We start from the raw sequence: 14,002 nt of genomic DNA on the forward strand, positions 1-14,002 counted from the left end.
ATTAGGCAATCTCCGCTTCCTCATTCTCAAGCTTGACGGACACCAGCTTCGACACGCCGCCTTCTTCCATCGTGACGCCGTACAGCACATCCGCCTCTTCCATCGTTCCTTTGCGGTGGGTGACCACAATAAACTGCGTTTGTTCAGAGAACTCCCGCAAATACTGGGCAAATCGGACCACGTTCGCTTCATCCAGCGCCGCTTCGACCTCATCCAGTACGCAGAACGGAACCGGCTTCACCTGCAAAATGGCAAACAGCAGCGCCATAGCGGTTAATGCACGCTCTCCGCCGGAGAGCAGCTGCAGATTTTGCAGCTTCTTACCAGGGGGCTGTGCGACGATATCGATCCCCGTCTCAAGCAATCGATCCGGATCGATCAGGACCAGGTCGGCTCGTCCACCTCCGAACAGCTTCGTAAATACCGTGCCGAACTCGCGCCGGATCGCATCGAACGTCAGCTTGAAGCGCTTGGACATTTCATCGTCCATTTCCTTAATGACCTGGTACAGCGTTGTCTTCGCTTCAACGAGATCCGCCTTTTGCTCACTCAAGAACAGATATCTCTCATTGACACGCTGATACTCTTCAATGGCCCCAAGATTCACATCTCCGAGGGAAGTTATCGACCTTTTCAAGTCACGTACTTCGTTCTGAGCGGCAGTGATGTCTTCCGGAATCGGATACCGCTGCTTGGCAAGCTCATAACTCAGCTCATAGTCCTCGCTTAATTTCTTCAATATATTCTCAAGCTCAACATCGAGCCGGTTTACCCCAATCTCGGTCTGGCGAAGCTGATCATCCACGGACCGCAGCTGCGTACGCTGTTCCTTGGTTTCGCTCTCTTCCAGCTCCAGCTTCCGGCTTAGCGCGGTGCGTGCAGCCCGTTTGAATTCAAGCTGCTGCGTCGCCTCTTCCTTCTTCAGCTTGTACTGGTTCAGATCCTCGATCTGCTTCACGCTTTCGCTTTCGTTCTGATTCAGGTCGGCTTGAACGGAGGCCAGCATCGTGCGGTTCTGCTTCTGCTCCTTCTCATGGTTGTCGACATCCGACTGAAGGCGCTTGAGCTGTTCCTCCAGCGAGAAGGTTTCCTGATCCAGCTTTCCTTCGCGAACCTTGAGGTTCGTCAGCTGACTCTGGAGCTCTTCCTTCGCCGATTCATTTGCTTTCCGGGCAAACTCTGCAGCTTGGATGGCCAGATGGGTTGATTTCTCTTCTTCCTCCAGCTCGGACAACAGCTTCTGCGCGCGTTCACGGCTTGCCTGAATCTCTTTGGCTTCCTTCTCTTGACTGCTCTTCTCTTCGCCTGCCAGCTCGGCTTGTTCGAGGACGTGGCGCAGCTCATGCTCAAGCTGCTTGCGGTCCCCTGCAGCCTGCTGTTCCTCAATCCGCTTATCGTCTCCGGCTTTACGGAGCTCGTCCAGCTTATCCTGAGATTCAATCATTTGATTCCGGACGCTTTCAATGCCCTGCTGCAGCTTCTCCAGCTGCTTCTCGGTTTCCGAAATTTCCTGATCCAGCTGCTCCAACTGACGCTTGCGTCCCAGCAGACTGTTCGTTTTCTTGTGCTGACTACCGCCTGTCATAGATCCGCCTGCATTGACCACGTCTCCCTCGAGCGTGACTACGCGGAAGCGATAGGAAAATCTGGCGGCAATTTTGTTCGCTTGCTCCAAGGTCTCGGCGATAACGACATTACCCAGAAGGCTGCCGACGATGTTGCTATATCTGGAATCATACTTCACCAGCTCGGAGCCAAAGCCTACAAACCCGGCTTCCCCTTCCGCCAAATGCCGGTCGGATGCGGATACGTTCCGCGGACGAATGACGTCCAGAGGCAGAAAGGTCGCCCGACCTAACTGGCGCTGCTTCAGGAAGGCAATCGCCTGCCTGGATACGGATTCATTCTCCATGACGATATGCTGAACCGATGCGCCAAGGGCGGTCTCCATCGCAAGCTCCAGCTTTTCCGGTACACGAATAAGCTCGGCCACCGCACCATGGACGCCATGGAGCACGGATTTGCGGGATGCCTTCAGCACTTCTTTAACACCTAGCATAAATCCGTCAAAATCGTCCTGAAGCTCTTTCATGGTATCGCGGCGGGAAATTTGCGCTTCCCGCTTCTGCTCCCATTTCCGAAGGGCTCCCTGCGTCTCTTCCTGCAATTTCTGCAGGGATTGATATCGCTCGCTCTCGCTGATATAACCGCTGCGAAGGTCGGCAATCTCTTTACCGAAGCGTTCAATGCTTCGATCGATACTCTCTTTGCGGCGGAGCAAATCCTCTTTCAGGGCTTCCCACTTACCTGACTCTTCTTGTGCTCGATTCATCCGCCGGTCCAGCGCCTCCTGCTGCTGGTCCGCATACCGGATTTCATTCCGCGCTTGAGCCATTTGGTTCATAAGCTCTAACAAATTCCCCTTCAAGCTCTCTTCCTGCTGCTGGCTGATTCCGCCAGTTACGCCCACCAGCTTCGCTTCTTCCGCAGACAGCTGATCCCGCACTTGGGTTAATTCCTGCTGGAGCTCTTGCAGCTTGCTCTTCATGCTCGCAAGCTCGCTTACGCGCTCTCCCAAACGATGATCGCCTGATTGCAAACTTTCTTCCAGCTGCTCGCGCGTACGTTCCAGGTTACGGCGGCGCTCCTTAAGCACCTCGCCATAGCCTTCGCTCTTCTCAAACAGCTCGCTGAATTGAAGCAACTGGCTCTGCAGATCCTCAACTTCCTGTTCCAGCTGGCGCAGCGCCGATCTGTCACTCTCCAGCTTGGCATCGTGCGCGGATACAACGGTGGACAGAGCAAGCTGCTCTTCCTTTAGCTGCTCCAGCTTGGCATTCGCCTCGCTCCATGAGGTATGTATCTGTTCGATCTGATACACATACAGAGAGATTTCCTTATGTTTCAGCTCCTCCCGAAGCTCCTTGTAGCGAATAGCCTTCTCGGACTGCTCTTTCAGCGGTCCGATCTGATCCTCAAGCTCTGTGACCAAGTCGTGGATACGAAGCAGGTTTTGCTCCGTTTCATCCAGCTTGCGCACAGACTCTTTTTTACGAGATTTATATTTAACGATCCCGGATGCTTCCTCAAAAATCCCCCGACGATCTTCTGAACGTGTACTCAAAATTTCCTCTATACGGCCTTGTCCAATAATGGAATAGGCTTCTTTACCGATTCCGGTGTCCATGAACAGCTCCGTAATATCCTTGAGTCGGCACGATTGCCTATTAATGAAATACTCGCTGTCCCCGCTGCGGTGCACCCGTCTGGTTACGGTTACCTCATTAAAATCCAGCGGCAACACATGGTCCTCGTTGTCCAGCGTAAGGGAGACCTCTCCATAATTAACCGCTTTGCGCGCATCACTCCCGGCAAAGATAATATCCTCCATCTTGCCGCCGCGAAGCGATTTGGCGCTTTGCTCACCGAGCACCCAGCGGATCCCATCGGAAATGTTGCTCTTACCGCTGCCATTCGGACCTACAACGGCTGTAATTCCCCGGACAAATTCCATCTCCGTCTTGTCGGCAAACGATTTAAATCCTGCTAACTCGATCCGTTTCAAAAACATATTCGACCTATCACCTCTCCTGCTATTGTACCACAAGTAGAATCGGCTTCACCGCCGTCTTTGGACGAGGTCCATCAACGTTATAAGCAGCTGTCCATTTATAAAGACAGACAACGAAAAGAGCAAAAAACAGTCATCCTATCCGGGTCCGGTTATCCGCTTGACTGCTCTTTGCTCTTTGTTTGTCATCACATCAGCGAAGCTTTAGGCATCCGCACGTTTCAGCTGCTTTAAGGCTACTGCCGCTGCCTGCTGCTCTGCTTCTTTCTTGGATCTGCCGCTTCCGCGTCCAAGACATTCGCTTCCCATGTAAACCTCCGAGACAAACTCCCGCTCATGTGCCGGTCCTCGCTCTTCTACGATACGATATTCCAGTGCGCCCATGCCGTGATGCTGGGTCAGTTCCTGAAGCTCGGTCTTATAATCGCTCATCTGCGGACGACCGTTGACGGTCACCGTGGGAAAGACATGGTCGCTTAAAAACCGGCGAACCGCTTCCAATCCCTGATCCAGATAAAGCGCCCCCACAAATGACTCAAATACGTCTGCCAGAAGAGCCGGGCGGGTTCGACCGCCCGTCATTTCCTCTCCTTTGCCTAGCAGAACGTAACGACCAAAATCCAGACCTACAGCGAATTGAACCAAGGAAGGCTCGCATACGATAGCGGCCCGCAGCTTGGTTAACTCACCTTCCGGACGGTCCGGAAATAGGTTGTATAAGAATTCGCTCACCGTCAGCTCCAGGACAGCATCCCCGAGAAATTCAAGACGCTCGTTGTCCTGGCTCTGACTGAAGCGATGTTCGTTTACATAAGATGCGTGGGTAAAGGCCTGCTTCAGCAGCATTGCATTGCGAAACTGGATTTGAAGTTTATGCTGTAACTGCTTCAGATCTCCACTCAACACACTGTCCCCTTACTCGGCGTATTTTTTCAGGATAATCGTAGCATTATGCCCGCCAAATCCAAACGAATTGGACATAACGATATCCAAATCGGCTTTACGCGGGTGATTCGGTACGTAGTCAAGATCGCATTCCGGATCTTGATCCTCCAGGTTAATCGTTGGTGCAATGATTTGGTTCTTCAAGCTCAGTCCGCAGATAACGGCCTCAACACCGCCAGCAGCCCCAAGCAAATGACCTGTCATCGACTTGGTTGAACTAACGGCCACTTTATAGGCATGGTCACCGAGAGCCATCTTAACGGCCTTCGTTTCCGAGCGGTCACCCACCGGCGTTGAAGTCCCGTGAGCATTAATGTAATCCACTTCCTCCGGCGCAATGCCTGCGTCACGAATCGCCATCTTCATGCAGCGGGCTGCTCCATCCGGATCCGGTTCGGTAATATGATGGGCATCGGCACTAAGGCCATAGCCAACCACCTCGGCATAAATGTTGGCACCGCGTTTCAACGCATGCTCCAGGGATTCGATCACAAGTACGCCCGCGCCTTCACCCATTACAAAACCGTCGCGGCCGGTATCGAATGGCCGGCTGGCTTTCTCCGGCTCGTCATTGCGGGTTGACATTGCACGCATAGCGCAGAAACCAGCCATCCCTGTTGGACGAATGGTTGCCTCCGCCCCGCCGCAGATCATGACATCCGCATCACCACGCTGAATCAGACGATATGAATCGCCGATCGAATGCGTTCCGGTAGCACAAGCCGTAACCTGTGTGGTGTTCGGACCCTTGGCTCCCAGATTGATCGACATCTGGCCTGAGGCCATGTTGGCGATCATCATCGGAATAAAGAATGGGCTTACACGTTTCGGGCCCTTCTCGAGCAGGATATTATGCTGATCCTCCCAAGTTCCCAAACCGCCGATACCCGATCCGATCGATACGCCAACACGCTCTGCATCGGCATTCACTCCAATTTCAAGACCACTGTCCTCAAGCGCCTTCGAACCGGCTGCAACCGCAAGCTGTACAAAACGGTCCATCCTGCGGGCTTCTTTGCGATCCATGTAATCCTCCGGATTAAAATCCTTCATGGATGCTGCGATCTGCGTTGTGTAATCACTCACATCAAATGCTTCGATGCGGGATACGCCAGACTTGCCTTCCATCAAACTGTTCCAGAATGTATCCAGGTCTTGACCAATCGAGGTCATGACTCCCATTCCTGTTACAACGACTCTATGTTTCAAACAGACTCACCTCTATGTGGACTGCCCGTCCATCTATGAGGCCGCACACGCAGACTCATGATAACGAAGGCAGTAATAATCTATCACTTGTTCGTTCTAAAGCTTGGATTGAATGTGGAGAAGTCCCGTCTTGCTAAAGAACGGGACTTAACTGTAATGACTTAGGTATGAGATTGTATGTAATTTACAACTTCACCTACGGTCGTAATTTTCTCCGCATCTTCATCAGAGATCTCCATATCAAACTCATCTTCCAACTCCATCACCAATTCAACTACATCGAGAGAATCAGCTCCAAGGTCGTCTTTGAAAGATGCTTCTAATGTTACGTCGGCTTCGTCAACACCCAGGCGGTCGATAACGATGCGTTTCACGCGTTCCAATACATCGGACATCCGGCTCACCTCCTCTTGGTAATTATACGAGATATGACTTCAAATTGCCATAGAAGGCATTTGAAAACGATTTAATGCCCGGCGGCCAGCGCCGGAACAGTAGCGGCGTCTACATATACATGCCGCCATCCACATGCAGCACTTGTCCAGTCATATAGGATGCACTGGAAGATGCTAGAAAAGCAACCACGCCGGCAATTTCCTCCGGCTGACCCAATCGGGCGAGCGGAATTCCGCCAAGCAGGCCTTCCCGCATGTCCTCAGGAAGTTCCCGGGTCATATCGGTATCGATAAAACCAGGTGCCACGGCGTTCACCGTAATTCCACGGGAAGCGAGCTCCCGCGCGGCTGATTTGGTCAGACCGATGACTCCGGCTTTGGCCGCAACATAGTTGGCCTGCCCTGGATTACCAAGCGCTCCGACAACGGAGGATATATTGATAATGCGTCCATAACGTTGTTTCATCATGGGACGCGTCACCGCCTTAAGACAATTGAATACCCCTTTAAGATTCGTTTCGATTACCTGATCGAACTCCTCTTCCTTCATCCGCATGATTAGATTATCTCTAGTAATCCCTGCATTATTCACCAGGATATCAATTCGACCAAAAGTCTCCAACACCTGCTTTACCATTGCATCGGCTTCTTCGGTCCGTCCAACGTTGGATTTAACCGCGATCGCCGATACGCCCTTTGCGCGAATCGCTTCCACAACCTCGACTGCAGCTGCTTCGCTTCCTGCGTAATTAACAGCAACGTTAGCGCCCAGATCGGCAAGTCCGAGAGCAATGCTCCGGCCAATGCCGCGGGAAGCACCCGTAACAAGCGCAGTCTGTCCTTTTAGAGCTTCACTCATACCTATTCCTCCTTTCCAGAGTGATCTGGTTTTTATCCATCGTTATTTATACGACCGTCTCCAAACTGCTGACGCTGTCCAGACTATTTACATTAATGACTTTGACGGATTTGTCAATCTTCTTGATCAAACCGCTGAGTACACTGCCAGGACCAATCTCGACGAAGGTATCCACGCCTTGAGCGATCATCCATTCCACGCTGTCATGCCATAACACGGGGGAGTATACCTGTTCCACCAGCAAACCGCGGATGGCAGCGGCATCTTCCACTGAACGCGCCGTCACATTGGCAACTACCGGCACGGAAGGGGTATTAAACGCAGCCTGCTCCAGTTTACCAGCCAGCCGGTCAGCCGCCTCCTTCATCAAGGTCGAATGGAAGGGTCCGCTAACCTCCAGAGGGATAGCCCGCTTGCCGCCAGCTTCCTTCACTCTTTCTGCAGCAGCTGCGACTCCTTGAGCTGAACCCGAGATGACGATTTGCCCCGGACAGTTCATGTTCGCAAGTTCTACAACATGTCCCTCTGCCGTAATGCTCTTGCACAGCTCGGACAAAGCCTCACGGTCTGCGCCAAGCACGGCTGCCATTGCGCCTTGACCTCCGGGAACGGCTGCCTCCATGTATTCTCCGCGGGCTCTAACGATCGACACAGCTTCTTCAAACGAAAGCACGCCTGCACATACAAGTGCACTGTATTCGCCAAGGGAATGGCCCGCAACGTAATCCGGTTCGATCCCCTTGCCGCGAATGGCTTCGAGGTAAGCCATGCTGGTTGTGAGTAGAGCTGGCTGAGTATTTACCGTTTGTTTCAAATCTTCATCAGGACCATTAAAAATAATGGAGCTGAGCGGAAATCCAAGCTGATCATCCGCGGCTAGAAAAAGATCCCTTACGGCAGGAACCGCATCATAGGCATCCTTACCCATTCCGACGGACTGAGCGCCTTGACCAGGAAATATAAATGCTGTTTTACCCAAAATCGTGAGCTCCCTTCTCTTATTTCACTAGGCCTAAAAGCTGTTCTGTTTACCAGATAAGTACGGAGGAACCCCATGTTAATCCGCCACCAAACCCAACCATCAACACCTTGTCTCCTTCTTTCAGGCGACCGGACTCCTGTGCTTCGACAAGAGCTAGCGGCACGGAAGCGGCTGAGGTATTGGCGTATTTATCAACATTGATCATGACCTTCTCTTCCGGAAGCTCCAATCGCTCCATGGCAGATTTAATAATCCGGATGTTGGCTTGATGAGGAATGAATAAGTCGATATCCTTTTTGTCGATGCCTGCTTTGGATAATACAGCTTCCGTGGCAGATCCCATTACCCGTACCGCAAATTTGAACACTTCGCGGCCGTTCATATAAATAAAGTGTTTATTCGTGTTAATTGTTTCAGCAGAAGCCGGCAATCTCGAACCGCCTGCCTCAATGTACAGATGCGCTCCACCTGCACCTTCCGCACCAAGATCAAAGGCTTGGAACCCGCGGCCTTCCGGCACTTCGCCAACAATCGCCGCTCCGGCACCGTCGCCGAATAGAACGCAGGTATTACGGTCGGTATAGTCCGTAATGCGGGACAAGCAGTCCACCCCGATCACCAAAGCATTGTTGTACATGCCCGTCTTCACGAAATTTGTAGCTGTAGCCAGGCCGTATACAAATCCCGAGCAAGCAGCCGACAGGTCAAATGCCGCCGCTTTTTTGGCTCCAAGCCGATCCTGAAGCAAACATGCGGTCGATGGAAAGAACATATCCGGCGTAATGGTCGCCACAATAATCAAGTCCAGATCCTCGGCGTTCATTCCGGCTGATTTCAACGCGTTCACAGCAGCGTGGTAAGCCAAATCCGACGTCGCTTCATTCGGAGCGGCAATATGCCGTTCCCGGATTCCCGTCATCGAGACAATCCATTCATCGCTTGTATCTACCATTTTCTCTAAATCACGATTTGACAATATTTTCTCAGGTACGTATTTGCCTGTGCCAATAATACCGACCGGACGCAAATTGTTCATTTCCTCACTCACTTCCCGCTGATTTCATTCGAAATACTCTCTACCAATCGGTTCTGCAGCGCCGTCCGCGCTTGGCGAACCCCATTCTTGATGGCGTTCGCATCCGATGAACCATGGCTCTTAACGACCAGACCGCTCAGACCAAGCAGGGGCGCTCCGCCATGCTCCTTATAATCGAGCGTCGATTTCAGGCTGCGAAGCTCCGGCATCATCAAGGCGGCAGCCATCTTGGTCTTAAGGGACTTGCTGAACTGCTCCTTCAACAGCGAAAAGAGTGCACCAGCTGTCCCTTCAATCGATTTCAACAAAATATTGCCCGAGAACCCGTCACATACGAGTACATCACAAACCCCGTTCATGACATCGCGGGACTCAACGTTGCCAACAAAATGAATAGGCAGCTCCTCCAGCAACGGATAAGCATGCTTCGTCAATTCATTGCCCTTGCCCGGCTCGGTACCGACATTTAACAGCCCGACCCGCGGCTTGGTGATTCCGTGCACCTTCTCGCGATACAGGCTGCCCATTAATGCGTACTGCTGCAGATGCTCAGGCTTCGAATCCATATTCGCTCCAAGATCCAAGGCGAGCATCCCCTTGCCATCGAGAGTAGGAATCATTGGCGCAAGCGCAGGCCGCTCAATCCCCTTCATCCTGCCCACGACGAGTAGCCCGGTCGTCATGAGGGCCCCCGTATTGCCTGCCGAGATCATGGCATCCGCTTCACCTTCACGAATCATGCGCCCCGCCACAACCATCGAAGCATCCTTCTTCCGGCGGACCGCCTTAACCGGCTCATCCTCCGCTTCTATGACTTCACTTGCATGAACCACCTTCAGATTGGACGGCTTGTCCTTCAGCAGCGCTCCAATCTGCGCTTCATCCCCCACGAGAATGATCTCGGTATCGCTCCATTCCTGTGCGGCAATGAGCGCGCCCTCGACGTTACTCTGGGGGGCGTTGTCGCCGCCCATCGCATCAATCGCAATTCTCATGCCAAACTTCCTCCTTTACTTATGTCATTCTCCTGCAGATCGGTAGATTACGAAATTCCCCTGAAACACCATTTCATCAGCGACATAAGTAAACACTTCCACCTTGGCCTTTCCCTTCTGGCCGGCAATGGACCTAACGTAGGCTTTGGCAATACATTTCTCGCCGAGACGCACCTGTCTCAAAAACCGTATATCCGCTGAAGACGTCAACGCGATTTCTTCATTGATTACGGCAATGGCAAGTGAATTGGCTTGAGCGAACACGTAATGCCCGCGGGCAATCCGCGTTTTGCTGAATACATGTTCCTCACGGATTTCAAATATGGATATTCCGCTCTTGTCCAACTGCAAGTCAACGACATCCCCGATCACCTCTTCGAGTGACAAGGAACGAACCTGGTCATAGGAATGCTCCGCCATCTGCTTCATTCGCTCACGAAGCTCCGGGATGCCAAGTTCCATACGGTCAAGGCGTATCGTCTGAATGCTCACTTTAAGCTGGCGAGTCAACTCGCGGTCTGTAACAAAGGGATTCTCGTCGATCAGCTGAATCAGCCGCTGGTGACGGTCTTTCTTGGATAAACGATCGATGACGAAACAACTCCTTCTGCCGCTATGAAAGCCGCCATTCTTCAAACATACATATATGTAAATTAGTCGCAAATATTAGAACCTGGTACTAATGTTAAGTATAAATCATGTCACGTTAAAAAGAAAGGGGGACTTGAGACAAAAAAAATAGCACCTCACCAAAGATGAAGTACTACTTATTTAAAAATTATTGTTTGATGATCTCTCTTGCCTTATACGTTCCGCATACTTTACATACGCGATGAGCAAGTTTCAATTCTCCACATTGCTCGCATTTCACCATGCCTGGCACAGCCAGCTTAAAATGAGTACGACGCTTGTCACGACGTGTTTTGGACGTTCTACGTTGAGGTACTGCCATGTTCCCACCTCCTTATCAATTCAACCCGCTGAACACGGGTGCCAAATCCATCATCATTTAAAGAAGTCCTTCAGTCCGGCTAGCCTAGGATCGATCACTTCCGTATCGCAGTTGCACGTGCCTTCATTCAGGTCCTTGCCGCAATTCGGGCAGAGTCCCTTACAGTCGGCTTTGCACACCGGAGCTAGCGGCAGGTGGAGCAAAAATGCTTCTTCTACATAGGGAGTGAGATCCACACTCTCACCTTGCACATATGTAGTGTCATCATTCTCATCCTGAATCGATTCAGGATCTTCCACCGGCTGGAATACTTCATGAAAAGGGATGTGCACATGTTCGCTGATCGGCCTCAGACAGCGGGAGCAATTCATCTCCAGCTCGCCTTGCAACCTTCCACGAACATCCACCGTACCAGAAATCGATGAGGCTGCTGTCAAATCCACGTCTAATGGCTGAACAGCAATAATGTCCTTCCGATCCTTAACGGCATTGCTTACATCCACGGTTTGATGGAACTGTAACGGTTGATCGCTGGTTGTCAATTTACGAAATTGAATTAGCATATCCATCACTCCAAACAAACAAAGATTATTATACCGATTCCCAAAGACTTTTGTCAACAGGATAACCCTAAAGAACCATGATTGTTTCCCGATATTTCTCGCGCTACAATAAGATTATCACCCATATTTGGCGATGATCTTATTGTTGCAGGAACGTCCTGTAATTATGTTATATTCTTATCAAGGAGTTGAAACTAATGAAGACGGTTGGCATTGTCGTTGAATATAATCCCTTACATAACGGTCATGTTCTGCATTATCGCAAATCCAAAGAAGTAACAGGAGCGGATGCCGTTGTTGCAGTGATGAGCGGTCCTTTTCTCCAACGCGGCGAACCTGCTATTGCAGGCAAACGCGCACGCGCCGAAATGGCCCTTGCCATGGGAGTGGATCTGTGCATCGAGCTGCCGGTAACCTATGCCGTGCAGCCTGCAGAATGGTTTGCATATGGTGCGATAGCCATTCTGGAAGCTACCGGGGTGGTGGACTGTCTTTCCTTCGGATCTGAGAGCGGTACGCTGGAGCAGATTCTACCGCTGTCCCGTTCGCTTGCCAGCGAATCCGGCGAGCTCCAATCCGAAATTGAAAGGCATCTCCGGGAAGGCATGAACTTCCCGTCCGCTTACGGTGCCGCCGCTGCAGCTTTATTCGGTGAGCCCGGACCTGCAATTGCTCATTTGCAAGAGCTGCTCACGCAGCCGAACAATTCCTTGGGCCTGCACTATCTGATTGCCCTCCACCGCCTGGGCAGCCGCATTACACCCTACACCATTCCAAGAGAAAACGCGCACTACCACGATCCCTTGCCGGGAGCGTCGTCCATTGCCAGTGCAACCGCCATCCGTAACATCATCCTTTCACAGGGATTGGAAGCAGCCAGACCCTACATCCCCGAATTCACGCACAGCATCATGGAGCGGGAAATGGAGAGCGGACTAGCTCCCGTCCACTGGGAACAGTTTCGTCAGCCGCTGTTTCAATCCCTGCTCACGCATACACCCGCGCAGCTTGAAGGCTTCCTTGAAGTTACCGAAGGCTTGGAATATCGTGTTCAACGCATGCTTGCGCAGTTGAAGCAGCCTACGGTTGGGGCTCTCCTCGAAGCGTTGAAGACCAAACGCTATACCCGCACCAAGCTTCAGCGCATGCTCCTGCACATCATGCTCAATCATGACAAGGCATCCATGAATCGCGAGGAGTTGGCCAAAGGTCCGGGATATATCCGAGTCCTTGGCTTCAGCGATACAGGGCGTTCCTTGCTGAAACGAATGAAGCAGAGCACCTCGCTACCTGTCATTCAGAAGCCGACGACGCTTGAGCATCCTCAGTTGGAGAGGGACCTGATGGCAGCCGCCGTATACGCCAACGGACACCCTAAGCCGGATATCCGCCATTATTACAGTGATTACCTGCTGCCGCCACTCACCCCTTAGGCGGCAGCTGCTCCAGATAATCTACTGCATCCTGCAGATCGTCAACCGGGACCAGCTTCATATCCGTTTTGATTCGGTCCGCCCTCTTCTTGGCTTCATCGTAATTTTTTTGCGGCACAAAAAAGATATCGGCTTCCTTACGGTCAGCCGCCACGATCTTGTGCTTCACGCCGCCAATGGGACCTACGGCGCCTGATTTATCAATGGTACCCGTTCCCGCTACCCGGTAACCTTTGCTTAAATCACCATCGGTGAGCTGGTTATAAATTTCAAGGGTAAAGATCAGTCCGGCAGAAGGCCCACCGATATTGGTATCCTTAAAATGAATGGTGTGATCGGGATTCGCCGGCTCCACGCTTTGCATCGTCGCAATCATGACGCCAAGACCCGGACGCTCCGCTCCGGTCTTCTCATCCTTAATGCTAACAAGCTGAACCTGTTCCTTAACGGTTTTCCCCTTGCGTTCAAGCTCCACGGACACCACTTCTCCGATAGTTTTCTCGCTTAACAGGCTGGCGATTTTCTCATTATCCTCTACCGGCTGCCCATCAATCTTGATCAATTTATCGCCAGGTCGGAAATGCTCGGCATTAGCAGAATTCTCGGAGATCGACATCACGAATACATAAGCAGGCTCGATACTGTAGTCAATTCCTGCTTCTTGATAAGCGGCTTCCATTGCAGCGGACTGGGAAGAATTCATGTAATACACTTGTGTGGCTGCATACTCGTCCTTACTCTGATCGCCCATTTTTTCGGCCTTTTTCACAACCTCCGAATTGGGATTAAACGCAGACATCATTAACAAAGCCATATTGGCATAGCTTGCCGACACGGTTGTCATCATAAATGTGCCCTCTTCCGCCGGATCGCTCTTCTCGACATTGATCATGGGGCGAACCTCCTCGGCACTCCCCGGCTGGTATACAAGATAAGGGGTCGGCATATAAACGACAACGTACAGCATGACCCCAACCATTAATAAATACAGCGCAATTTTTAAGCCATTCGGTTTTACAGACTTCTTCATGTAGTTTCCTTCCCTCCGCCTTATATATCCAG

13 protein-coding genes are annotated in these 14,002 nt (G+C 51.6%); 1 reads left to right on the forward strand and 12 read right to left on the reverse strand.

What is annotated here, in order from left to right:
- Position 1: 1 nt before the first annotated feature.
- The 11 genes from smc to CRG97_RS21415 all read right to left on the reverse strand — a co-directional run bounded on the left by smc (position 2) and on the right by CRG97_RS21415 (position 11,507).
- Positions 2 to 3,571, reverse strand: a complete 3,570-nt coding sequence (smc, locus tag CRG97_RS21365; protein ID WP_098747114.1) for a chromosome segregation protein SMC — start codon at positions 3,569 to 3,571, stop codon at positions 2 to 4.
- A gap of 204 nt (positions 3,572 to 3,775) precedes the next feature.
- Positions 3,776 to 4,474 carry a ribonuclease III gene (gene rnc / locus CRG97_RS21370; RefSeq protein WP_071220044.1) on the reverse strand — a complete coding sequence of 233 codons (699 nt, stop codon included), beginning with the start codon at positions 4,472 to 4,474 and terminating at the stop codon, positions 3,776 to 3,778.
- A gap of 12 nt (positions 4,475 to 4,486) precedes the next feature.
- On the reverse strand, positions 4,487 to 5,725 hold the full coding sequence (gene fabF, locus CRG97_RS21375) for a beta-ketoacyl-ACP synthase II (RefSeq protein WP_076325026.1): 1,239 nt from the start codon (positions 5,723 to 5,725) through the stop codon (positions 4,487 to 4,489).
- A gap of 161 nt (positions 5,726 to 5,886) precedes the next feature.
- Positions 5,887 to 6,120: an acyl carrier protein gene (gene acpP / locus CRG97_RS21380; protein WP_006211375.1), complete on the reverse strand. Its 234-nt coding sequence runs from the start codon at positions 6,118 to 6,120 to the stop codon at positions 5,887 to 5,889.
- A gap of 109 nt (positions 6,121 to 6,229) precedes the next feature.
- The gene (fabG, locus tag CRG97_RS21385; protein WP_098747116.1) at positions 6,230 to 6,979 is read right to left on the reverse strand and encodes a 3-oxoacyl-[acyl-carrier-protein] reductase; all 750 of its coding nucleotides are present in this window, start codon (positions 6,977 to 6,979) and stop codon (positions 6,230 to 6,232) included.
- 46 nt (positions 6,980 to 7,025) lie between these two features.
- Complete coding sequence (gene fabD, locus CRG97_RS21390; protein ID WP_098747119.1) at positions 7,026 to 7,958, reverse strand: ACP S-malonyltransferase; 933 nt, start codon at positions 7,956 to 7,958, stop codon at positions 7,026 to 7,028.
- A gap of 49 nt (positions 7,959 to 8,007) precedes the next feature.
- Positions 8,008 to 8,997, reverse strand: a complete 990-nt coding sequence (locus CRG97_RS21395; protein ID WP_098747121.1) for a beta-ketoacyl-ACP synthase III — start codon at positions 8,995 to 8,997, stop codon at positions 8,008 to 8,010.
- Positions 8,998 to 9,005: 8 nt separating this feature from the next.
- The gene (gene plsX / locus CRG97_RS21400; protein WP_098747123.1) at positions 9,006 to 9,992 is read right to left on the reverse strand and encodes a phosphate acyltransferase PlsX; all 987 of its coding nucleotides are present in this window, start codon (positions 9,990 to 9,992) and stop codon (positions 9,006 to 9,008) included.
- A 24-nt stretch (positions 9,993 to 10,016) separates the two neighbouring features.
- Positions 10,017 to 10,628, reverse strand: a complete 612-nt coding sequence (gene fapR, locus CRG97_RS21405; protein ID WP_179090709.1) for a transcription factor FapR — start codon at positions 10,626 to 10,628, stop codon at positions 10,017 to 10,019.
- 142 nt (positions 10,629 to 10,770) lie between these two features.
- On the reverse strand, positions 10,771 to 10,944 hold the full coding sequence (gene rpmF / locus CRG97_RS21410) for a 50S ribosomal protein L32 (RefSeq protein ID WP_006211382.1): 174 nt from the start codon (positions 10,942 to 10,944) through the stop codon (positions 10,771 to 10,773).
- Between the two features lie 53 nt (positions 10,945 to 10,997).
- Positions 10,998 to 11,507 carry a YceD family protein gene (locus CRG97_RS21415; RefSeq protein ID WP_098747125.1) on the reverse strand — a complete coding sequence of 170 codons (510 nt, stop codon included), beginning with the start codon at positions 11,505 to 11,507 and terminating at the stop codon, positions 10,998 to 11,000.
- 197 nt (positions 11,508 to 11,704) lie between these two features.
- On the opposite strand from CRG97_RS21415, the gene CRG97_RS21420 reads away from it, so the two are divergent.
- Positions 11,705 to 12,940, forward strand: a complete 1,236-nt coding sequence (locus CRG97_RS21420) for a nucleotidyltransferase (RefSeq protein ID WP_098747127.1) — start codon at positions 11,705 to 11,707, stop codon at positions 12,938 to 12,940.
- Here the strand turns inward: CRG97_RS21420 and CRG97_RS21425 are convergent.
- Positions 12,930 to 13,970 (reverse strand): SepM family pheromone-processing serine protease, encoded by a 1,041-nt coding sequence (locus CRG97_RS21425; RefSeq protein WP_098747129.1) that lies wholly within the window; start codon positions 13,968 to 13,970, stop codon positions 12,930 to 12,932. The two genes, CRG97_RS21420 and CRG97_RS21425, sit on opposite strands and share 11 nt — an antisense overlap.
- Positions 13,971 to 14,002: the final 32 nt, after the last annotated feature.

Source organism: Paenibacillus sp. EZ-K15 (assembly GCF_002573715.1).
In the GTDB taxonomy this organism is placed as follows: Bacteria; Bacillota; Bacilli; order Paenibacillales; family Paenibacillaceae; genus Paenibacillus_AQ.